This is a genomic window from Actinophytocola sp. (assembly GCF_035942955.1).
In the GTDB taxonomy this organism is placed as follows: domain Bacteria; phylum Actinomycetota; class Actinomycetes; order Mycobacteriales; family Pseudonocardiaceae; genus DASYTH01.
Map to the genome: position 1 here is coordinate 1 of NZ_DASZCQ010000187.1, position 19,841 is coordinate 19,841.

Annotated in this window: 20 protein-coding genes and 2 pseudogenes; 9 read left to right on the forward strand and 13 right to left on the reverse strand. The window is 70.7% G+C overall.

Translation table 11 applies throughout. The features are described from left to right. From VGX25_RS18370 to VGX25_RS18385, 4 genes and pseudogenes are all read right to left on the reverse strand, one after another. A pseudogene (locus VGX25_RS18370) lies at positions 1 to 311 on the reverse strand (hypothetical protein); the annotation flags it as partial. Then, entirely contained in the window at positions 308 to 1,021 is a 714-nt protein-coding gene (locus VGX25_RS18375) for a hypothetical protein (protein WP_326919042.1), read from the reverse strand. The pseudogene VGX25_RS18370 and the gene VGX25_RS18375, both read right to left, overlap by 4 nt. Positions 1,022 to 1,025: 4 nt before the next feature. Next, positions 1,026 to 1,550, reverse strand: a complete 525-nt coding sequence (locus VGX25_RS18380; RefSeq protein WP_326919043.1) for a phage tail protein — start codon at positions 1,548 to 1,550, stop codon at positions 1,026 to 1,028. Between the two features lie 25 nt (positions 1,551 to 1,575). Continuing rightward, a complete protein-coding gene (locus VGX25_RS18385) occupies positions 1,576 to 3,213 on the reverse strand; it encodes a phage tail sheath family protein (protein ID WP_326919044.1) in 1,638 nt (545 codons plus the stop codon). A 678-nt stretch (positions 3,214 to 3,891) separates the two neighbouring features. On the opposite strand from VGX25_RS18385, the gene VGX25_RS18390 reads away from it, so the two are divergent. The 5 genes from VGX25_RS18390 to VGX25_RS18410 all read left to right on the forward strand — a co-directional run bounded on the left by VGX25_RS18390 (position 3,892) and on the right by VGX25_RS18410 (position 6,201). Next, on the forward strand, positions 3,892 to 4,509 hold the full coding sequence (locus VGX25_RS18390; RefSeq protein WP_326919045.1) for a bacterial transcriptional activator domain-containing protein: 618 nt from the start codon (positions 3,892 to 3,894) through the stop codon (positions 4,507 to 4,509). A gap of 63 nt (positions 4,510 to 4,572) precedes the next feature. Next, entirely contained in the window at positions 4,573 to 4,779 is a 207-nt protein-coding gene (locus VGX25_RS18395; protein ID WP_326919046.1) for a hypothetical protein, read from the forward strand. Between the two features lie 92 nt (positions 4,780 to 4,871). Then, entirely contained in the window at positions 4,872 to 5,009 is a 138-nt protein-coding gene (locus tag VGX25_RS18400) for a hypothetical protein (RefSeq protein ID WP_326919047.1), read from the forward strand. Next, positions 5,009 to 5,863 carry an N-acetylmuramoyl-L-alanine amidase gene (locus tag VGX25_RS18405; protein ID WP_326919048.1) on the forward strand — a complete coding sequence of 285 codons (855 nt, stop codon included), beginning with the start codon at positions 5,009 to 5,011 and terminating at the stop codon, positions 5,861 to 5,863. The genes VGX25_RS18400 and VGX25_RS18405 overlap by 1 nt, the downstream gene beginning before the upstream one ends. Beyond that, on the forward strand, positions 5,860 to 6,201 hold the full coding sequence (locus tag VGX25_RS18410) for a hypothetical protein (protein ID WP_326919049.1): 342 nt from the start codon (positions 5,860 to 5,862) through the stop codon (positions 6,199 to 6,201). The genes VGX25_RS18405 and VGX25_RS18410 overlap by 4 nt, the downstream gene beginning before the upstream one ends. A 142-nt stretch (positions 6,202 to 6,343) precedes the next feature. Here VGX25_RS18410 and efeB read toward each other — a convergent pair whose 3' ends face one another. From efeB to efeU, 3 genes are read right to left on the reverse strand one after another with little or no spacing between them, the layout of a single operon-like run. Further along, complete coding sequence (efeB, locus tag VGX25_RS18415) at positions 6,344 to 7,624, reverse strand: iron uptake transporter deferrochelatase/peroxidase subunit (protein WP_326919050.1); 1,281 nt, start codon at positions 7,622 to 7,624, stop codon at positions 6,344 to 6,346. Then, the gene (gene efeO, locus VGX25_RS18420; protein ID WP_414635865.1) at positions 7,621 to 8,757 is read right to left on the reverse strand and encodes an iron uptake system protein EfeO; all 1,137 of its coding nucleotides are present in this window, start codon (positions 8,755 to 8,757) and stop codon (positions 7,621 to 7,623) included. Before efeO ends, efeB begins: the two co-directional genes overlap by 4 nt. After that, the gene (gene efeU / locus VGX25_RS18425; RefSeq protein WP_326919051.1) at positions 8,754 to 9,614 is read right to left on the reverse strand and encodes an iron uptake transporter permease EfeU; all 861 of its coding nucleotides are present in this window, start codon (positions 9,612 to 9,614) and stop codon (positions 8,754 to 8,756) included. The genes efeO and efeU overlap by 4 nt, the downstream gene beginning before the upstream one ends. Positions 9,615 to 9,787: 173 nt before the next feature. Here efeU and VGX25_RS18430 point away from each other — a divergent pair. Both VGX25_RS18430 and VGX25_RS35575 read left to right on the forward strand, forming a co-directional pair. Next, positions 9,788 to 10,027: pseudogene (locus VGX25_RS18430) on the forward strand (ATP-binding cassette domain-containing protein); the annotation flags it as partial. A 246-nt stretch (positions 10,028 to 10,273) separates the two neighbouring features. Next, positions 10,274 to 11,083 carry a class I SAM-dependent DNA methyltransferase gene (locus VGX25_RS35575; protein ID WP_414635866.1) on the forward strand — a complete coding sequence of 270 codons (810 nt, stop codon included), beginning with the start codon at positions 10,274 to 10,276 and terminating at the stop codon, positions 11,081 to 11,083. Here the strand turns inward: VGX25_RS35575 and VGX25_RS18440 are convergent. Genes VGX25_RS18440 through VGX25_RS18450 form a run of 3 tightly spaced genes read right to left on the reverse strand, consistent with a single transcriptional unit; the run spans position 11,035 to position 14,034 of the window. Further along, positions 11,035 to 11,811 (reverse strand): class I SAM-dependent methyltransferase, encoded by a 777-nt coding sequence (locus VGX25_RS18440; protein ID WP_326919052.1) that lies wholly within the window; start codon positions 11,809 to 11,811, stop codon positions 11,035 to 11,037. The genes VGX25_RS35575 and VGX25_RS18440 overlap by 49 nt on opposite strands. After that, a complete protein-coding gene (locus VGX25_RS18445) occupies positions 11,808 to 12,710 on the reverse strand; it encodes a sulfatase-like hydrolase/transferase (protein WP_326919053.1) in 903 nt (300 codons plus the stop codon). Before VGX25_RS18445 ends, VGX25_RS18440 begins: the two co-directional genes overlap by 4 nt. Further along, positions 12,694 to 14,034, reverse strand: a complete 1,341-nt coding sequence (locus VGX25_RS18450) for a class I SAM-dependent methyltransferase (protein WP_326919054.1) — start codon at positions 14,032 to 14,034, stop codon at positions 12,694 to 12,696. The genes VGX25_RS18445 and VGX25_RS18450 overlap by 17 nt, the downstream gene beginning before the upstream one ends. A 144-nt stretch (positions 14,035 to 14,178) precedes the next feature. Here VGX25_RS18450 and VGX25_RS18455 point away from each other — a divergent pair, with 144 nt between their 5' ends. Both VGX25_RS18455 and VGX25_RS18460 read left to right on the forward strand, forming a co-directional pair. Beyond that, a complete protein-coding gene (locus VGX25_RS18455) occupies positions 14,179 to 14,658 on the forward strand; it encodes a hypothetical protein (RefSeq protein WP_326919055.1) in 480 nt (159 codons plus the stop codon). 204 nt (positions 14,659 to 14,862) lie between these two features. Continuing rightward, positions 14,863 to 15,468 carry a response regulator transcription factor gene (locus VGX25_RS18460; protein WP_326919056.1) on the forward strand — a complete coding sequence of 202 codons (606 nt, stop codon included), beginning with the start codon at positions 14,863 to 14,865 and terminating at the stop codon, positions 15,466 to 15,468. Positions 15,469 to 15,475: 7 nt separating this feature from the next. Here the strand turns inward: VGX25_RS18460 and VGX25_RS18465 are convergent, their stop codons facing one another. The 3 genes from VGX25_RS18465 to VGX25_RS18475 all read right to left on the reverse strand — a co-directional run. Further along, a complete protein-coding gene (locus VGX25_RS18465; RefSeq protein ID WP_326919057.1) occupies positions 15,476 to 15,601 on the reverse strand; it encodes a hypothetical protein in 126 nt (41 codons plus the stop codon). A 76-nt stretch (positions 15,602 to 15,677) separates the two neighbouring features. Beyond that, entirely contained in the window at positions 15,678 to 17,702 is a 2,025-nt protein-coding gene (locus VGX25_RS18470) for a sensor histidine kinase (RefSeq protein WP_326919058.1), read from the reverse strand. Positions 17,703 to 18,043: 341 nt separating this feature from the next. Next, on the reverse strand, positions 18,044 to 19,841 hold a 1,798-nt coding region (locus VGX25_RS18475; protein WP_326919059.1), incomplete at its 5' end, for a TOMM precursor leader peptide-binding protein.

A 19,841-nucleotide genomic window follows, 5' to 3' on the forward strand; every position in this document is an offset into this window, starting at 1 on the left:
ACGGCCGGCGCAGCCACCGGCGCCGAGCCGACCGCGGGCGCCGCGGCGGCAATCGCCGGCACGGCCACCGGCGGTTCCGCGCGGGTCGATTCCACCGGCACCCGAACCGGTTCCGGCGCGGACGCCACGCCGTTGCGGCGCGGGCCCGGTGCGCGCTCCATCGTCACGCGTGGAGCGGAACCCGCCGGGCCGTCGGCCGGCGCCGACACCTCGGGGCCGGGCGCCGACACCGGTTCGAACAGGGCCGGGACCACCGGCCGGATCGCCGGCGTGTCGAGCCGGCCGAGGAGGCGGTCGACGAAGTCGGTCATGACGCCGCCATCTCCAGGTACCACCGCCGCCGCACCGGGCTGACCGCGAGCACCTCGTCCTCCGACCAGCCATAGGCGCTGGCGAGCGCGTGCACCTCGTGCAGCAGCCGCCGGGCGTAGGCGTCCAGTTCCTCCCACAGGTAGGCCGCGACGTCGAAGCGGGCCCGCCACCCGTGGCCGCAGGCGACACAATCCAGGTCCAGCAGCACATCGGCCTGCGGGTCCAGTGTGGACAGCGCGGCCGCGACGGCGTCCAGCACCGGGTCCGGCAGCGCCGCGGCCGGCACCCCGCGGCCCCGGCTCGTCGCGCTCACCACGCACCGGCGGAGCAGGGTCCGCCGGGCGTCCGGCAGCTCCGGCCGGACGGCGATCAGGTCCCGGCTGGTGACCAGCCGGAACTCCACCTCGGTCCCGTCCACCGTGGTCGGCTCCGGTTCGGTGGAGGGATCGGTCCGCACGTCGTCGGTGGTCAGCTCGAGCTCCAGGTGCTCGGCACAGGCCGGGCAGGTCACCGCGCAGGGCAGTGTCCTGCCGAACCACCGTTCCCGCAGTGCCAGCACGAACGCCTCCCGCCGGCCGACGCTGAGATCGGCGACCGAGCCGGGATCCGCCCCGCCGGCCGCGGCCAGCGTGAGCGCCCGGCGAACCCGGTTCTGGCCGAGCCCCGCCTCCCAGGTCGCGAGCAGGCCGGCCTCGCTGAGCACGATCATGGCGTCAGGCCGGGTCTTCGAAGCCGACTTCGGGCGGCTCGGGTAGGTCCTCGCGCACCCAGCCCTCGTTCTCCAGCTTGATGTGCTGGATCGCCACCGCGTTCGCGTTCGCGTCCAAATCGGACACCGGCTGCCACTCCGACACCCAGCAGTTGTAGACCTGGTACGAGAGCACCTTCTGGCCCGCCTCGTTGAACACGTCCACGATCAGGTCGCGGCGGTAGTCCTTGAGCGAGGTCTCCAGCCCGCCGCCGGCGTTGTGGAAGCTCCACACCCGGTTCGCCCACTGCTCGAACACCTTGTCGGTGGTGACCCCGCGCTCGAGTGTGATCGCGTCGTACTCGGTGCGGCCGGGGAGCTTGTAGCTGGTCCCCGGGTCGCCACCGGACCGGTGCTTGATCACCTCGGTGGTCCGCTTGAACCCGGTGACCTTGCTGACCCCGAGGATGTACTCCGCGCCGCCGCTGAACTTCACCCGGAACCGGAAGTTCTTGTACGCGTCGCGCCTCTTCGTCTTGCTGTCGGCCATGACTGAGCTCTCCCTCCGGCCCTGCCTAGACCTGGATCTGGCCGGCGAGTTGTTGGATGTGGACGATGACGAACTCAGCCGGCTTGAGTGGGGCGAAGCCGACGAGGATGTGCACGATCCCGCGGTCGATGTCGTTCTGCGGGTTGTTGGTGCTGTCGCATTTGACCAGATAGGCCTCCTGCGGGGTGCGGCCCTGGAACGCGCCCTGGCGGAACAGGGTGTTCATGAACGCGCCCACGTTGAGCCGGATCGAGGACCACAGCGGCTCGTCGTTGGGTTCGAACACCACCCATTGCGTGCCGCGGAACAGGCTCTCCTCGATGAACAACGCCAGTCGCCGGACCGGCACGTATTTCCATTGGCTCGCCAGCAGGTCGGCGCCCGCCATGGTCCGGGCGCCCCACACCACGTTCCCGACAACCGCGCGTTCGCGCAGGCAGTTGATCCCGCGCGGGTTGAGCCGGCCGTTCTCCGGGTCGGTCATCGGAATGGTGGGCCGGCGCACGCCGCTGAGCCCGGTCTCGGTTCCCGCCGGGGCCTTCCACACCCCGCGCTGGACATCCGTGCGGGCCCAGACCCCGGCCACCACACCGCACGGCGGGAACGCGCGCACCACGTTGTCCCGTTCGGGATCCGGGAGATCGACGGTCGGGAAGAAGATCGCCGCGTTCTTCGCCGTGTCATCGGTCAGCGGCAGGGTCGCGCCCGCGGCGGCGGCCACGGAGTCCCATGCGGACGGCGGGTCCACGATGAGCATGGCCCTGCTGTCCAGGCACAGGCGACCCGCCTCGGCGAGGATGTCCGCGGGGTCGCCCTGCTGTCCCGGCGCGCCGGGCAGGCACAGCATGTTGAAGATGTCGGCCTTGCGCAGCTGGTAGATGCCCTGCTTGCCGTCCTGCACGTCGGCGTCCTCGCCGGTGTAGTCGGCCTTGAGCGGCGCGAGCCCGTCCGCGCCACCGGACGCCGACTGGTACCACGGGTCCGGATCGGTGGCGTCGTGCTGATCCTCGAACGGGTCCGCGTCGTCCGAAAGGCCGGTCGAGCCGTGCTCGTTCGGCCGCTGGTCGTCGTCGCCGCTCACCCGACCCACCAGGGTCGAGGAGGCCAGCACGTTCTTGAGCCCGCGCGCGTCGGTCGGGTCGGTGCTGACGTTCAGGTAGCGCTCGGTGATCCCGGTGCCGCTGTCGTGCAGGGTCAGGTTGTACCGGGTCGGGTCGTTCGGATCCGCGGTCCGGTGGTCGACCCTGACCCGCAGCTTGCCGTTGGCCCAGCTGCCCGGACTGGCGGCGGCCAGGGTGATCTTCTTCGCGGCGTCGGCGGTCTCGAGCACGACCGTCGCCGTCGCCGCGGCGACCGGGGGCTCTCCCGGGCCCGGCGCCGGATCGGCCTGCCGCGCCTTCCTGACGATGCGGACTATCTCGGCTTCGCTGCCACCGTTGAGATAGAACTGGTAGACCGCATAGCTCAGCTCGCTGTCCTTGTCGAGACCACCAAACTCGCGCTGGTAGTCCGCCCAGCTCGTGATATGCACCGGCCGGTCGACCGCCCCGCGCGGCGCCCTGCCGACAAAAGCCGCAACCGACGTGGGAACGCCCGTGATGGTGCGAACGGCGCTCGGCAGCTCGTCGATATATACGCCAGGATAGGTGGGACTGATGGGCATGGCCGTATCTCCCTTCGCCACGTCCGCGGCCGTGAGCGACCAATGTCTCCGGCCCTCGTCACCGCAACGTCAATGACCAGCATTCGTGTTCTTTCCCGGGCCTGGGCGGCCGTTGCGATGGCGGGCCCGACCGGTTCTGGTCGGTCCGTGGGTGCGGCGCCGGCTGCCCGAAGGTGCCGTCCGAACGCGCACAATTACCTCCTCCTGGTGGGGGACGCAGCGAGTGTTGGTACCTTTGGCCCAACGAGCCAGGTCCGGTTCGCACGTGAGTAATCACGCCCGGTCTCGGGGACATCGCGGAGGTGTCGACGTGCCTGCAAATGATGGCGCATCCGCCGGGTGGGATCCGTCCGGCTTCCGGGCTCGAGGCCAAAGGTGGGAATTCCGATTACCTAATTCTGCGTGAGTCGGTCTCCGCACACCCCGACGTGACGATGCGGTGACGGCGTGCTGCCGCTTAGGAGTACGCATGGAGCCATGGTGATCTCACCGCCTCGGGGAACGAGCGTAAAAGAGTGCGCTATGGCGTTCGACCAAGTACGTCCGACCAATAACCCTGCCGACTCGACCCGTCTGATGCTCACCGGCGAGTTCGAATTGATCGTGGCTGGACGACGTCTTGTGGTTCCGCACAGCGTCGAACGAGTTCTGGCCTATCTGGCGCTGACGGATCGTCCGGTGAGCCGGGCGAAGTTGGCGGGCACTTTGTGGTTCGACGCCTCCGAGCAGCGGGCCGCCAACAATCTGCGTACCGCGCTGTGGCGCCTCGGCCGCGCCTGCGGCCAGCTGGTGTCGGCCGACCCCGACCGGCTGGTCCTGTCGCCGGCCGTGCGGGTCGACGCCACCGAGCTGTGCGAACTGGCGAACCGGCTCATTCACGAACCGCGACCCGACCCGGCCGACCTGCGCGACGTGCCGCTCCTCGTCGCCCGCGCGGAGCTGCTGCCCGACTGGGACGACGGGTGGGTCGTGGCCGACCGCGAGCGCTTCCGGCTGCTGCGCCTCGAAGCGCTCGAACGCGCCGCGTCGGTTCTGCTCGGGCGACGGTGCCTCGGTGAGGCGCTCGTCGCGGCGCTGGCCTCCGTGCAGACCGAGCCGCTGCGCGAAAGCTGCCGCCGCCTCGTGGTCGCGGTGCACGTGGCGGAGGGCAACCTCGCCGAGGCGCTCCGGTCGTACGAGGAGTACCGGGCCATCCTGTGGCAGGAGCTGGGAATCGAGCCGTCCGGGCTCATGCGCCAGCTCATCGAGCCGCTGAGCCGGGGCGCCGTGGGTAATGGCGCCGTGCCGCGCTCGTGACTGCCCCGACGCAGACTCGCCGGCGTGCGCCCTACAGCTGGCAGCCGCCACGAGGTGGCGGTTGTGCGAGTCGAGGTTCGCGACGCTGACGGTCCGCGGTTGCGGATCGAGCTCCTCGAGGTCGGGCACGACCACGGCCGGGACCGGCTGCTCGGCCGGGCGACCAACGCGGCCGACGCGTGCCGCATGCTCGACGACTGGCTCGGCGCGCTCGCGGCCGGAATCGGAAGTGGACCGTCGGCGGCTGACGACGGCGCGACGGATCGGTGACGCGGACGGGACGGCCGGGAAAGGCGCGCGCGTCATCCTTACCGGCGCCGCACGGTATCGGCGGCACGGACGTTGCTTCGGGAGTGAGGCCGATGACCCATGAGCACGCTGCCAACGACGAGCATCCCGAGGGACCCGAGCATGACCGGACGTTGCCGGACGCCGCGGAGATTCCGGGCGACCTGAGCCCCGAGGACTCGGACGGGCCCGAACTGGACGGAGACCTCTGATGCCCACCCTGGTTGTCCAGATGGGACACTGCTTCCGCAGGACCGGCGCCACCGGGACCCGCGGTGAGCAGGCGTTCGCCACCGCCGCCGCCGATTCGTGCGTCAACTTTCTCAACGGTCGCGGCGGATGGTCCGTCCGGAAGATCCTGGCCGACGACCCGCGCATCCTGTACCGCGGTGACGCGTTCGTCGCCGTGCACTGCGACGGGTCGACCAACCCGTCGGCGCGGGGCGCCTCGGTGGGCTACCGCACGTCCGAGGGGCGGGAGTTCGGCCAGGCCTGGAAACGCGCCTACGCGGCGCGCGGCTGGCCGGGGTTCCGCCCGGACAACTACACCGCCGCGCTTTCCGGCTACTACGGCACCGGAACCGCTGTGGCGCAAGGAAACCGGCGAGCGGTGATCGTCGAGTGCGGTTTTCTCACCAATCCCGAGGACCGCCTGCTGCTGTCCGGCCCGGACGGGCCGGCGCGGGTGGCGCTGGCGATCGGCGACGCGCTCGGCATTTCAACCGGCATCGACCAGAAGGACGAGGACGAGATGGCACTTTCGACCGAACAGTGGGAGCCGGGAACCGACAAGTGGGGAGTGATCGCCGTGCCGCCGGTCGGCGGCTCGCTGTCGGTGCCCCCGGACGGTCAGGCGTGGCTGCACCTTCGGGTGCCGCACCAGACGGTGGAGGTGCACGGCCTGTGGTCGGTGGACCTCAACGGCGCCGGCGCCCTGCTGTTGGAGAATCACACCCTGGCCCCCGACGTCTACCACCGGTGGCGCCTGCCGACGAACTGCATGCAGGTGTCCTGTTTGTACACGGCCGAGGTGCCGATCGCGGCCACATTGGAGACCAAGGCATGAACTACTCCAAGGCCCTGGCCGCCCTCGTCGCCGCCGTGCTCGCCGCGATCGTCCCGGCGCTGTCCGGGGACAACCGGATCGACGCGACCGAGTGGGTCAACGTGGCAATCCTCACCCTCGGCGCCGCCGCCGTGTTCGCGGCCCCCAACGTGCCCGGCGCCCGCTACACCAAGGTCGTGCTCGCCGTCCTCACCGCCGCAGCGACCGCCGCCGCATCGCTGATCTCCGACGGCATCAGCCTGACCGACTGGCTCCAGCTCGCCCTCGCCGCACTGGGCGCGCTCGGCGTCTACCAACTCCCCTACTCCCCCAACCCCGAGCCATCGGTAACGCCGTAGCCACGGCACAGGATTCGAGCCCCGCCAAGGGTTTCCGGCGAGGCGAGGCGGACGTGGGCGTCGTCGGGAACCTGGGCCAGGCAGTCGACGCCCCGCACGTGCAGATAGACCGGGTCGAGCTCCTCCGGGCCGGGCACGCGTTTCAGGAGAACAGGGTCTCGCCCCAGAAGCCGCCGGGTCGGGTGCCGGGTGGGACGGCGAAGTGGGCGGAGCCGGTGTGCTCGATGTACTCCATCATCCGGTCGGTGGCGGCAAGGGCCTGCTGCATCGGGACGAACTGGGTGCGGGAGTCGCGGTTGAAGCAGACGAAGAACAGGCCGGCGTCGAGGTGGCCCAGCCCGTCCGAGCCGTCGGTGAAGTTGTAGCCGCGGCGCAGGATTCGGGCCCCGCCAAGGGTTTCCGGCGAGGCGAGGCGGACGTGGGCGTCGTCGGGAACCTGGGGCAGGCCGTCGGCGCCCCGGACGTGCAGGTCGACCGGGTCGAACTCGTCGAGCTGGCCGAGCGCGGCGCCGCTGCCCTTGTGCCGGCCGACGATGGCCTCCTGCTCGGCCAGCGAGGTGCGGTCCCAGATCTCGATGTGCATGCGGATCCGCCTGGCCACCAGGTAGGTGCCGCCGACCAGCCAGGCCGGGCCGGTGCCGGCGTCCACCCAGACGTGCTGGGCGAGGGCGGCGGTGTCCTCGGCCTTGAGGTTCCGGGTGCCGTCCTTGAACCCGAACAGGTTGCGCGGGGTCGCCTGCGTGCGGGAGGTCGACGAGGTGCGCCCGAAACCCAGCTGCGACCACCGGACGGCGACCTTGCCGAACCCGATCCGGGCCAGGTTGCGGATCGCGTGCACCGCAACCTGCGGGTCGTTGGCGCAGGCCTGCACGCAGATGTCGCCGCCGCACCGCTTGGGGTCGAGGTCGTCGCCGGGGAACGCGGGCAGGTCGATCAACGCCGCCGGGCGCAGTGCGGCCAGCCCGAACCGGGAGTCGAACAGCGACGGGCCGAACCCGATGGTCAGGGTGAGCGCGGATGCGGGCAGGTCGAGCGCCTCCCCGGTGTCCGCGGGCGGCGCCTCGGGCACGCCGCCGACCGCGCCGTTCTCCCGCGCCTCGAGGCCGGCGGTCATCCGCTCCGCGGCCCTTGTCCAGTCCCGCAGCAGCCCGACCAGCTCGTCGCGTTTGGACGTGGTGACGTCGAAGGCCACGAAGTGCATCCGGTCCTGTGCCGGGGTGACGATGCCGGCCTGGTGCTCGCCGTGGAACGCGACGGCGGCCGCGGCCGGGTCGGCCCCCGCCGGCGCCGCGGTGACCGGTGCGCTTGCCCGGCCGGTCAGCACCCCGGCGGTCGCGCCGACCCCGGCGACCGCGGCCCCGGCCCCGGCCACACCGAGCAGCCGCCTGCGGCTCAACCCCTGCCGGGTGTCCGAATCGTTCACTTCTGCGCCACCACCTCGGCCACCCTGCTGACCGGCTCACCGAGAGCGTCGACCGCCTCGGCCAGCACCTTGATGTCGGCCTCGGTCAGCTCGGTGTACGCCTTGAACCCCTCCCCCGCGCGGTACCTCTCCAGCAGCCCGTTCACCGCCGCGAACTTCTCGTCCAAAGTAGACGTCAGGGCGGCGTCGCGCTCCTGGACCACCGGGCGCAGCGCGGCGACCGCGGCCTGCGAACCCTCCACATTGGCCTTGAAGTCCCACAGATCCGTGTGCGAGTACCGGTCCTCCTCACCGGTGATCTTCCCGGTGGCCACCTCGTCGAGCAGCTCCTTGGCGCCGTTGGCCAGCTGCAGCGGGGTCAGCTCGACCGCCTTGGCCTTGCCGACCAGATCGGTCACGTCGGCGAGCAACCGGTCGGCCATCGCCGGCGAGTCGGCCTTGAGCCCGTCGACCCACAGGTCCTTCTCCAGCCGGTGGAAGCCGGTGAACTCCAGGCCCTCCTCGACCACGTCCTCCCGGCCGTCGATCTTCGGGTCGATGTCACCGAAGCTCTCCGCCACCGGCTCGATCCGCTCCCAGTACGTGCGCGACACCGGGAACAGCGCCTTGGCCTCGTCGACCTTGCCGGCCTTGACCGCGTCGACGAACTCGGTCGTCTTGGTCAGCAGGGCGTCGGCCTGGGAGTTGACGTAACGCTGGTAGCTCCTGGTCGCCTCGGCCAGCTTCGCGTCGGTGTCGACCTGCCGGCCCGAGTTGCCGTTCACGGTGAACTCGCCGCGGATCCCGTTGCCCTGCATGCCCGGCTTGCACGCGGTCTGGTACTTGCCGCCCTCGCTGACCTCGACGATCAGCCGGCGGGTCAGCCCCGGCGCGATGTTCTCCACCTCGCCCATGATCCGGTCGCCCTCGGCGTAGAGGTAGAACTCGGTGACCCGGCTGCCCTTGTTGGTGACCTCGAAGGTCAGCGTGCCGGCGTCCGCCGCGGTGCGCGCGACCTTGCAGGCCTCGTCGGACGCCTCGACCGCGATCGGCCCGCCCGCTGCCGGGGGCGAGTCGCCGCCGCACCCGGCGAGGGCGAGCGGGCACACCACGGCGACGCCGGCCAGAGCCACGCGAACGGATGTGAGACTCACGAGTTCTCCTTGACGGTGACGGGTTCGGGGGACGGGGCGGGGGCGGCCGCCGGCCGGCGGCGCGGCCACAGGAACAGGGTCAGGACGATCCCGACGTACAGCACCCAGGCGATCGCCTGCAGCACGGTGGTCTGCGCGGAGTAGTTGAAGAAACCCTTGAGCAGCGCGCCGTACCAGGAGTCCTCGGGCATCGGGCCGGACAGGTCGAAGGCCAGCGTGGTCAGGCCCGGCAGCACGCGGCCCTCCTGCAGGTCGTGCAGGCCGTAGCCGAGGATCCCGGCCGCGACGAAGATCAGCAGTACGCCGGTGATCGTGAAGAACCGGTTGAGGTTGAACCGGATCGCGCCGCGATAGATCAGCCAGCCGAGCACGACCGCGGCCACGACGCCGAGCACGAACCCGGCGAGCGGCACGGCCGTGCCCCGCTCGGCGGTCTCCACGTTGGCGTAGAACAGAACCGTGGTCTCCAGGCCCTCGCGCCCGACGGCGAGGAAGGCCATCACGACGACCGCGAACGGTCCGAGCCGCAGCGCCTTGGACAGCTTCCCGCGCAGCTCCGCGGCGATGGTCCGGGCGGTGGCCCGCATCCAGAAGATCATCCAGGTGACGAACGCGACCGCGATGATCGACATCGTTCCGCCGAAGATCTCCTGCTGCTCGAACGACATCTGGGCGCTGGTGTACGTGATCACCGTGCCGGCGCCGACCGACATCGCCAGCGCGGCGGCCACCCCGGTCCACACCCACGGCAACGACGCCCGCCGGTCGGTCTTGACCAGGAAGGCGACGAGGATACTGACCACGAGGGCCGCTTCCAGGCCCTCCCGAAGCCCGATCAGCGCGCTGCTGAGAAGCACTGTGCCCGCCCTCCGAAGGTATACCTAACCTTACAAAAGCTAGGTAAGCCTTTCCTCCTTGTCCAGTCCCCCGCGCGTGACCATGGTCATCAGGCTGGTCGGCGGGCATGGTCATGGCGGCCTCGGGACGCGCGGCCCATGGCCGCGGGACACCGAGGAGAAGGGCTGGCGGCATGACGACAACCGCTCAACCAGCGGCGTCCGCCCTGGCCGCCGGCGTCGCGGCGGTGGAGCTCGACCGGGTGCGCACGCGCTTCGGCGACGTGACGGCCGTCGACGGCGCCTCGTTGCGCATCCGGCCCGGCGAGGTCGTCGCGCTGCTCGGGCCCGACGGGGCCGGCAAGACCAGCACCATCGACATGGTCCTCGGGCTGTCGGCGCCGACCACCGGCACGGTCCGCGTGCACGGGATGCCGCACCCCGCCGGCACGTCGTCGGCGAACGCCCGCAGCAGGCTCGACTTGCCCACGCCGGCCTCCCCACCGACCGGCACCACGCCGCCCCGCCCGCCTCGGCCCCGGCACCGCCTCCCGCAACACCGCCGGCTCCCGCTCCAGCAACAACCCCATCACCCGCGCCCGTTCGGTGGGTTCGGGGCCAGCCTGCGGTGCCCGCGCCGCCGCGCGCGTCCGTATCCGCCACGGAGTTGGCGTCCCCGTATGTCGGTGGACGAGGTGGGGAGCGGGCCGCAGGATCGGGGTGTGCGGCAGGAGGAGATCTGGGACGCCGAGGCGGCGGAGAGCTATGACACTCCGGGCACCGGTGCGTTCGCTGCCGAGGTGGTGGGGCCGATGGTGGATCGGCTGGCCGAGCTTGCCGGTGGCGGACGGGCGCTCGAGTTCGCGATCGGGACCGGACGGGTGGCCGTTCCGCTGGCCGAGCGGGGTGTGCCGGTCGCCGGCATCGAGCTGTCGGCTCCGATGATCGCGCGGCTGCGCACGAAGGTGGACGAGGCGACGATTCCGGTGGTCGCGGGGGACATGGCGGCGGCCGTCGCGCCGGGTGAGTACACGCTGGTCTACCTGGTGTACAACACGATCGCTAACCTGCTGACCCAGGCCGAGCAGGTCGCGTGCTTCCACAACGCGGCGCGACACCTGACGCCGGGCGGGCGGTTCGTCATCGAGCTGTGGGTGCCCGACCTGCGCAGGCTTCCGCCGGGGCAGCGGGCGATCGTCTTCAGCTCCGAGCCCGGATACCTCGGTGTGGACACCTACGACGTCGTGGCGCAGCAGGTCGTGTCCCATCACTTCCGGTTCGGCGAGGACCGGCGGGCGCGGCTGTTCCGCACGCCGCACCGCTACATCTGGCCGGCGGAGCTCGATCTGATGGCGCGGCTCGCCGGGTTCGAGCTGGAAAGCCGGCACGCGGACTGGACGGGTGCGGAATTCACCGCCGAGTCGGGCTCACACGTCTCGGTCTACCGCCTCCCCCACGCGGACACCATCGCCGCCAGCATGTCCACATAGGACGGTTCATCGAACAGCCGCATGGCGGCCGTGAACTCCGCCGCGGTGACCAGACCGTCGGCGACCATACCCGGACCGAGCTGCCCCGCGGTCGCGCGCATGAAATCGGTCGCGGGACCGTGGTCATTGACGATCACGGCGACCGACATGCCGGTCTCGACGAGGCCCGCGGCGGTCATGAGCATCGGCAGTTGCGGAGACCAGTGCGCGTCGGTGCCGATCGTGCTCTCCATGTACCGCCGCATCGCGATCCGCATGCGGCGCATGACCGGGTACGGCGAGGCCTCCATGGCGAAGGCGGCGGCATCCTCGACGACCAGCCAGCCACCCGGCGCCAACCAGCCGGCGATCTTGGCAACGAGCGCGTCACGCTGGGGCAGGTGCTCGAGCAGGAAGCGGGCGTGGATCAGATCGAAGCTGCCGGGCGGGAAGTCGTCTGTCACCACGTTGTGCCGCACCACCCGCGGGTTCTCCTCGCCGACACGGTCGAGGAACGCCGTGTCGGTGTCGGTGGCGGTCACCTGCGCGCCCCGCCGCGCCATCCAGCGGGCGATCGATCCCGCGCCTGCGCCCAGCTCCAGACACCGCCACGCCGGCCCGATCCCCCGGCCCCGCAGAACCGGGATGGTGATCGGGTCGAACACGTCCTCCACCAGCCGCAGCCGCTGCCGTTCGGTGGGGACGTCATGGGCGAACAGCGTCTCGCCGTACCGGGCGTGCGCGGTCACGAGCCAACCCGTTCGCAGCCGTCGATCTGGCCGATCACCAGCGGAACCTCCATGACCTCCCGGCTGGGGACCATGTGCCCCCAGCGCGGTTTTCCGGCGAAGTGCTCGCCGAAGTTCTCGCCGTGGTCGCCGCACACGATGACGACGATGTCCCGTCTCCTCGGCAACAGCTCGAACAGCTTCCCGAGCTGACCGTCGAGGTATTCCAGGGCGATCAGCTGCATCTCCCGCAGCCTCGGGCCAAGGCTCGCCGGGACCGCGGGGCCCTCCCGCAGGTTCAGGCTTCCCTTGAGCGTCGCGTACGACTCCAGCACGTCGGCCGGGATCCCGTTGCCGATGTCGTACGGGTAGTGCGTTTCCGGGCAGTTGACGAAGAGAAACCACTTGTCGTGCCCCGCGAGGTTCCGCACGATGGTTTCGATGTTGTTCAGCGGGAACGTCCCGGGGTCGCGCTCGCGGAGCGGTTCCTCGTCCAGGTTGGGGCCGAAGTACAGGAAGTCGTCGCCGAAGTACGCCCGCAGGCAGCTGCCGTCCGAGAACTGCGACACCCCACCGGCCCCGAGCACCTTGAATCCCAGGGCGCGATAGCCGGCGACGACGTTGTTCGCCCCGAACAGCAGCCCGAACCGCCGTTTCTCCTCGAGCGTTCGCCCGGTTTTGATCCGCCACAGCTGGCATGCGGCCTCGCTGTAGTAATCCGTCAGCGGCTCCTCGAGCACGACCGGCAGATGCCCGGCGAAGAATGCATGGTGCGCGGGCACGGTGAAACTTCCGTGCGTGCGCGCCCTGCGTAACTCACCGATCGACCTGATGAACGGGATGCGGGCCGCCCTCGCCACGTCGTACCGGCACGAGTCCACCGTGACGAAGACGACGTTCTTCTCACTCAGGTCGCTCATTGGTCGTCGCCATGGGTAGTGGTTGACGTGCCGCCTGGAGCTGTCCGCTCGGCTTGCGTACGTGGATATAGGCGAAGCTGCCCCGATGGTACTGGTCGTACTCGACGAACCCGGCATCCGAAAGCATTGTTCGCAGCTCTTCGAATCCGATGGGATAGATCTCCGCCTTCAGCAGCGCGAAATAGAACTCCCAGGTGGACTCGTCGTCCAGACCGGAGCGGCAGAAGTTGTGCGCCAGCACCAGTCCCCCGCCGGGACGCAGCACCCGGTACATCTCCCGCAGCCGGGCGCTCTTGTCCTGGATGAAATGGAAGGCGCCGTTGAACAGGATTCCGTCGAAGCTGTTGTCCGGCAGCGGCGGCAGGCCGGTGTTGAGGTCACGCAGGATGAACGTCGTCTTCGCGCCCGGATAGATGATCTTCCGCGCCTCGTCCAGCATCTCGCTGGACAGGTCGACGCCGACCACCTCGCACCCGCCGTCCACCACCTCGGCGAGCCGCCGCGCCCCGAAGCCGGGCCCACACGCCAGGTCGAGGAACCGTGAGCCGTAGTTGGCGAGATCGCGCACCGCCTTGATCCGCCCGAGATCGTAGACCGGCTCGGTGAGGAGGTATTTCCAGTCCAGGCCGCCCGTGGACAGCAGCCGTCGTCCGAAGGGAACCTTGTCCTCGGCGTCGGTCCGCAGGAACGCCAGGTCGTGTCCGAGCAGGTCGCCGGCGCGCGCAATCCAGTTGAACTCGGCGGCGTTGCCCGCCCACCCCGCCATGACCTTGTCGAGCTTCGCCCGGCCGAGATCCTCCACTCCGTCCAGCACCTGGGCGGCCACGGTCTTGCGCCGGTAAACCTGCTGGCCCAGTATCTCGCGCTCCTCGAGGTCGCCCCGGTCCGCGAGGCATTTCAGCATCGCGGTGAGCGCTTTCATCTTGGTCGGATGGACCCCCAGCCTGCGTCCTATTTCGTTGACCGTCGAGAAATGTTCGACAGCGTCGAAGAATTGGCCGTGCGCGGCGCAGACCGCGACCTGATTGCTGACGACGTTGCTGTGCTCGACGGTGGCTTCGATCATCCGGTACGGGTCATCCTGTATTCGCGCCATATCAATGCACATTAGTTGACCCGCCGGGCGGATGGAGTAGGCCGTTGCGCCGAGCATCGGCTGACCGGATCGGCTGATACGCCTCAGCCATCCGGTCCCGGCCGCCTTACCCGATCGGGGTGAATTACTTGTGGGGTTGCGATTATCCCCTAGGTAGGTCGGGAGAATCGACGGCGGGATGGGCCCCTTGTTCCGCCTCGCCGACACCGGCGTGCGGGTGCTGGACATCGAGCTCGCCCGCATCGGACCGCACGACGACCCGCGGGACCTGCTGCCCGTCCTCGAAGCCGGCGCCGAACTGGGCGCCCGCCACGTCATCGCCCGACTCCCCGACCCCGATCGCACCCGCAAGACCGACCACCTCGCCCAGCTGTGCGACCTCGCCCGGCCCCTCGGCCTCACCGTCGACCTGGAGTTCCCCTCCCGAACCGAAACCCCGACCTCACCGAGGCGACCCGCATCCTCCGGGCTGCCGGTCGGCCCAACGCCGGCATCCTGATCGACCTGCTGCACTTCGCCCCCTCCGGCTCGAGCCTGGCCGAGCTGCGCCGGCTGCCGCCAGAGTGGTTCCACTTCGCCCAGGTCTGCGACGCCCCGGCCGGAGTCCCCGCCACCACGGAAGGACTCATCCACACCGCCCGCGCCGAGCGCCTCCTGCCCGGCGAGGGCGGCATCGACGTGCGCGGCGTCCTCGCCGCCCTCCCGGCCGGCATCCCCTACGCCCTTGAGATCCCGCACGCCGCCCGCACCGCCGAGGCGGGCGCGCGGGGATACGTCCACCTCGCGATCACCGCCGCCCGCCGGCATCTCGACGCGCTCGAGGCGGTCCCGACCCAGGCCGCAACGGCATGAGAAGTCCGGTCACGCGTCCATTGTGGAGCCGATCGAATTCCGCGGGTATCGGCACATTCTCGGCATTCCTTGACGCGTGGGCGCGACCAATTCCGGCCGGGTTCTGCGCGACCCGGCGTCGCCGATTGCCCGGTTTGGGAGCGGGGCCGTCTGGCCACTCTACGGACCAGGTAGACGGGATGGGACGTCGTGGAAGGGGCCGCTGTGATCAAAACGCTGATTGCCGAGGACATGCACATGGTTCGGGGTGCGCTCGTGGTGTTGTTGAAGCTCGAGCCGGACATCGAGGTGGTCGCCGAGGTCGCCGACGGCAACGAGATCCTGCCCGCGGTCCAGAAAACGCAGCCGAACATCGCGGTCATCGACATCGACCTGCCGGGCAAGGACGGTCTCACCGCCGCAATGGAGATCCATAAACAGGTGCCGAGATGCCGGACCTTGATGTTGACCAGCCTCAACAAACCGGGCCTGATGCGCCGCGCGCTGGACGCCAGGGTCGAGGGGTTCATCCTCAAGGACGCCCCCGCCGACCGGCTGGCCAACGCGATCCGGGCGGTGCACGCCGGGCGGCGGGTGATGGATCCCGAGCTCGCCGTCGCCGCATGGGACGGCACGAGCTGCCCGCTCACCAGCCGGGAGTGCGAAGTGCTGCGGCTGGCCGCGGCCGGGTGCGGTCCGCGCGAGATCGCGGCCCGGTTGTACATCTCCACCGGCACCGTACGCAACTACCTCACCTCGATCGTGACCAAGCTCCAGGCCCGAAACCGGGTCGACGCCATCCGCATCGCCCAGGAGTCGGACTGGCTGTAACGACCGGCTACACCACAACGGTGACCGTGAGCTGAACCCGTCCGGCGCCGCCGGAGCTCGTCGTCAGGTCCCCGCCGAGGGCCGTGACCAGCTCCGCCATGGCCTCGGCTGGCCGCGGCCGGGTGCGGTCCACGCGAGATCGCGGCCCGGCCGTACATCTCCACCGGCACCGTGCAGCGGCCAGGAGTCGGACTGGCTGTAACGACCGGCTACACCGGAACGGTGACCGTGAGCTGAATCCGCCCGGCGCCGCCGGAGCTCGTCGTCAGGTCCCCGCCGAGGGCCGTGACCAGCTCCGCGATGGCGTCGACGTCGGCGTCCGCGCTGGCGTCGAGCACATCCAGGTAAACGGTGTTCTCGGAACGGCGCAGGACGATGCCGTTGGCGCCCTGGCCGGTGCCGTTCTGCCGGTTGCCCAGGGTGCGCAGCAGTCCGACGAGCACCGTGCGCACGTGCACCGGAAGCTCACCGTGCCGCAGCTCCAGCTCGACGATGGCATCGGCGGCGCGACCGATCCACCCGGGATCGTCGCCGAACGGCTCCCGGTAGCCGCTGGCCGCCATGCGCACGTCGGCCGACGCCCGCCACGCCAGCTCCAGCACGTTGGCCAGCTCGTCCTCCGCCTTGGCCGGATCGGTGCGGATCAGGCGCAGGATCAGCTCGCTCTTCAGGGTGATCGCCGACAGGCTCAGGCCGAGCAGGTCGTGCAGGTCCCGCGCGAAGCGCAGGCGCTCCTCGGCCACCGCCATCCGGGCCAGCTCGGCGTGGGTCTTGTCCAGCTCGGTGAGCAACCAGGACAGCCAGGTCAGCCCGTACACCAGCAGACCGGTGATGGTGGTCGCGGCGAGGTTGAACACGAGGATCAGCGGGTCGGCCGAGTACGCCTGGGTGATCCACGCGACGGAGCCCAGCACCGCGAAGAACACGCCCCAGCCCAGCGCGGCACGCAGGACCAGCATGGCCGATCCGGCCAGGAACCCGGGAATGCTCACCCACGCCGGGCCGAGCGCCGCCAGCGGCAGGTACACCAGCGCCGCCTGCACGGCCAGCAGGACGAGGTCGGAGCCCCGGCGGACCCGTGGATCCATCCGGCTGAAATGGCCGAGCTGCAACACGAGCAGGACGGTCATGGTGGCCACCGCCAGCGCCACGTGCCACGGCACCACGGTCAGGTACAGCAGCTGGATGACGGCCGCGACGAACCGGCCGGAGAGCACGAGCGTGATCAGCGGGGTGGGCCGGGGCACGTCCGGGCGGCGCGGCAGCTCGACCGGGGTGGCCGGGACCGAGGGCAGGGCCGGCCAGCGTTCCGCGCCGGTCGGGGGGCCGCCGCCGCCCGCCGTGACGGGGATGGTGGCGTGCAGCCGGAACCAGTGCCGGTCCGGTTCCAGCCCGGCGGTCAGCTTCCCGCCCAGCTCGGCCACCCGGTCCGACAGGTTGCGGATGCCGCAGCCGGCGCCCCGCCCGGGGCTCGCCTCGACGCCGGCCACACCGTCGTTGCGGATATCGATGGTGACGACGCCGTCCCGCTGGCGCACGGCGATGGCACACCGTTGCACCTTGCTGTGCCGCATGACGTTGGTGATTCCCTCGCGCAGCACCGTGGCCAGGACCGTGCGGACCGGTTGGGTCAGGTCGCCGTACTCGCGCTCGATCCGCACGTCCACCTGGGCGGCGGCCAGGATGGACTCGGCCGAGTCGCACTCCTCCTCCAGCGACAGCTCGGCGTAGCCGCCGGCCACGGTGCGCACGTCGCCGAGCGCCCGGCGGGCGATGGCCAGCACCTCGGTCAACTCCTTGAGGGCCTGGTCCGGGTCGGTGCGCGCCAACCGGTGGGCGACCTGGCCCTTGAGCGTGATCGCCGACAGGCTCAGCCCCAACAGGTCGTGCAGGTCCCGTGCGAACCGCACCCGCTCGTCGGCCACCGCTCGCCCGGCCAGCTCGGCGCGGGCGGCGTGCAGCTCGACGACCAGCCGGGCCAGCTGGGTCAGGCCGGACACGGCGAGCGCGAAGGTGACCGAGGTGACCGCGCTGTAGGCGACGTCGAGCGGGTCGGCGCTGATGCCGGCCTGCACGAATCCGATCAGGACACCGAAGGCGACCAGGACGGCCCAGGAGACCGGCGGCCGGACCACCAGCAGCAGGCTGCCGACGAAGAAGTTGGGAATGCCGATCCAGGCCTGCCCGAATATCGGCAGCGGAACGAAGGCCAGCGCGGCCTGCACCGCCAACATGGCATATGTCGGGCGGGACCGCAGTTGAATACCCGGCCGGCCGAAATAACAGAGCTGCATTATCAGCACGGCCGAAACGAGTATGCCGGCGACCGCGAGCCGGCCCGGGTCCGGCCCGGCGACTAACTCGGGCGCGAAGCCGACCGCACAGTATCCACCGAAGACCACGGCGATAATTGCGGCGGCCAACCCGGGCGCAAGTCGCGGTCCGGGATCGACCCACGCCGGCACGAGGTTCACCCTTTCCGCGTCCTGATCGGAACCTCGGGTGCGTCAAATGTAGCCGACGGGCAGGGCCTTTTCCACAGCACCGCGGACCGGTGTCGGGTGGCGCACCGGGCTCACAGGAAGATCGGATACGGGTTGAGGTCCTCGAATCGGGCGGGCCGGGCGCGGCGGCCGAGGCGGACCGGCACGTCGAACAGCCGGCCGGGGGCGAATCTGGCCCAGAACGGCCGCAGACCGGGCGCAAGCACCTTCACCACGGGCAGGCCGACGTCGGGACGGGTCTGGTCGAGCACGAGCACGGGCAGCCCGCTGGCCTCCACCCGCTCCCGCACCACCGCGACGTCGCGCAGCAGGTCCCGGTTGGGCGTGTAGGCATAGTCGCTCGGGCGCCGCGGCCGGACCCGGGGATCGGGCACCAGGTAGGGCTGGTTGGCCAGGCTGGCCTCACGCCACCACGCGGCCGCGTCGGGATCGTCGAGGTCGAGCTGCTGGCCGTCCCGGCCAGCCAGCAGCGCCGGCATCAGCTGGTTCAACTCGGCAAGGGCGCGCCGCAGTGCGGTGCGCGGGTCGAGGTGGGCGCCGAACCCGAAGATGATCTCATCCGGGCCGCTGCGCCGGCTGGACACCGCCGCCATGACCGGGATCTCCAGGTCCGCGGTGAGGTCGAGGACCCAGACCCGCCGGTCGACCTCGTCGTAGACGTCGCGCAGCTCGTCGATCCACGGATCGGCGAAGGCGTCGAGGTCGACCCCCGCCGCCCGGGTGCGGTTGTACCACCACAGCGCGACGCTGTCCCGTTCGACGAGCTCGAGCAGCCCCTGCAGCACCGCGTCCTCGAGGCTGCTGCCGGCGGCGTTGCCGTTGGAGTCGGCCCGCACGTACCACCGGTCCGGTTCGGCAGGGACGCCGTAGTAGAGGTACCCGGTCGGCAGCAGCCGGTGCCGCTGCTCGGTCAGCGACCACACCGGCGACCAGTCGAGCACCGCTTCGGGGTCGAACGGGTCGCACACCTGCTGGAAGTCCCCGTGCCGGGCGTTCCAGTCGGCGCGCCGCTCGTACTGGCGCCGGTCAAAGAGCATGAAGTCGTTGGGATGCATGCAGACCTCGCCGAGCGACCGCATGCTCCCGCGCACCCGTTCCTCGTCCCCGTGGAAGGTGCCGGAGTACCGCTCGACCGCCTCGCACAGCGCGCTCACCTCGGCGTGCAGGGTGGTCACGCCCTTGCCCCCGTTCTCCTGCCGCAGCATCGCGCGGAGCCGATCCAGGTCGGGCACGGGCGCCGCCGGGTTGGTTCCCGAGCGGAAGCAGTTGAACTGCGCCGGCCCGCGGCGGTCCCGCCGGATCTCCTTGATCACGCCGGTGACCGGGCTGACCAGGTGCCGGTACCGGGCCTGCACGAGGTCCGGGGCCAGCGCGCGATGCCCGTCGCCGCGGCTGGCCGTTCGGCGGGACCGCAGGATGACCGGCCGGTGCGCCTGCTCGCGAACCAGCGCCGGGTTGCCGCAGGTGGCGCACTGCGGGTACGGGCGGAACTCGTGGTGGCGGCCGGCGAAGGTGAAGGTGTCGAACGTCCACACCGCCCGCTGGCCGGGATGCCGGTGTCCGGCCAGCCATTTCGCCGCCTCAAGGGCGATCAGGTTGGCGGCCGCGGCCGCCGCAGGCGGGACCGCGGCGACCGGTCGCGGCGCCGGGCCGCTGCGCCCGAGCTCGCGCTGCGCGCTGTTCTCGGCGCAGCGGTGCCGCCACAACCGCACGGTGAGGCAGTGCCAGCAACCCGGTTGTCCCGGCTGGAACACCGGCCCGAGCCACAGCTGGGTCCCGACGGGCTTGGCCAGCAGCCAGGCCACGCCCGCCGCCCGGTGCGCCGCGTCGACCTCGCCCAGCCGCGGGCACAGGTAGTCGTCGCAGAGC

Bases quoted from the DNA above. Each gene is read 5' to 3' on its own strand.
- VGX25_RS18445 (WP_326919053.1), bottom strand. From the start codon at position 12,710: ATGAGCGACCTGAGTGAGAAGAACGTCGTCTTCGTCACGGTGGACTCG.
- VGX25_RS35575 (WP_414635866.1), top strand. From the start codon at position 10,274: ATGTCGGTGGACGAGGTGGGGAGCGGGCCGCAGGATCGGGGTGTGCGG.
- VGX25_RS18385 (WP_326919044.1), bottom strand. From the start codon at position 3,213: ATGCCCATCAGTCCCACCTATCCTGGCGTATATATCGACGAGCTGCCG.
- VGX25_RS18450 (WP_326919054.1), bottom strand. From the start codon at position 14,034: ATGTCCAGCACCCGCACGCCGGTGTCGGCGAGGCGGAACAAGGGGCCC.
- VGX25_RS18405 (WP_326919048.1), top strand. From the start codon at position 5,009: ATGCCCACCCTGGTTGTCCAGATGGGACACTGCTTCCGCAGGACCGGC.
- VGX25_RS18375 (WP_326919042.1), bottom strand. From the start codon at position 1,021: ATGATCGTGCTCAGCGAGGCCGGCCTGCTCGCGACCTGGGAGGCGGGG.
- VGX25_RS18380 (WP_326919043.1), bottom strand. From the start codon at position 1,550: ATGGCCGACAGCAAGACGAAGAGGCGCGACGCGTACAAGAACTTCCGG.
- VGX25_RS18400 (WP_326919047.1), top strand. From the start codon at position 4,872: ATGACCCATGAGCACGCTGCCAACGACGAGCATCCCGAGGGACCCGAG.
- VGX25_RS18410 (WP_326919049.1), top strand. From the start codon at position 5,860: ATGAACTACTCCAAGGCCCTGGCCGCCCTCGTCGCCGCCGTGCTCGCC.
- VGX25_RS18470 (WP_326919058.1), bottom strand. From the start codon at position 17,702: ATGTTGGCGGTGCAGGCCGCGCTGGCCTTCGTTCCGCTGCCGATATTC.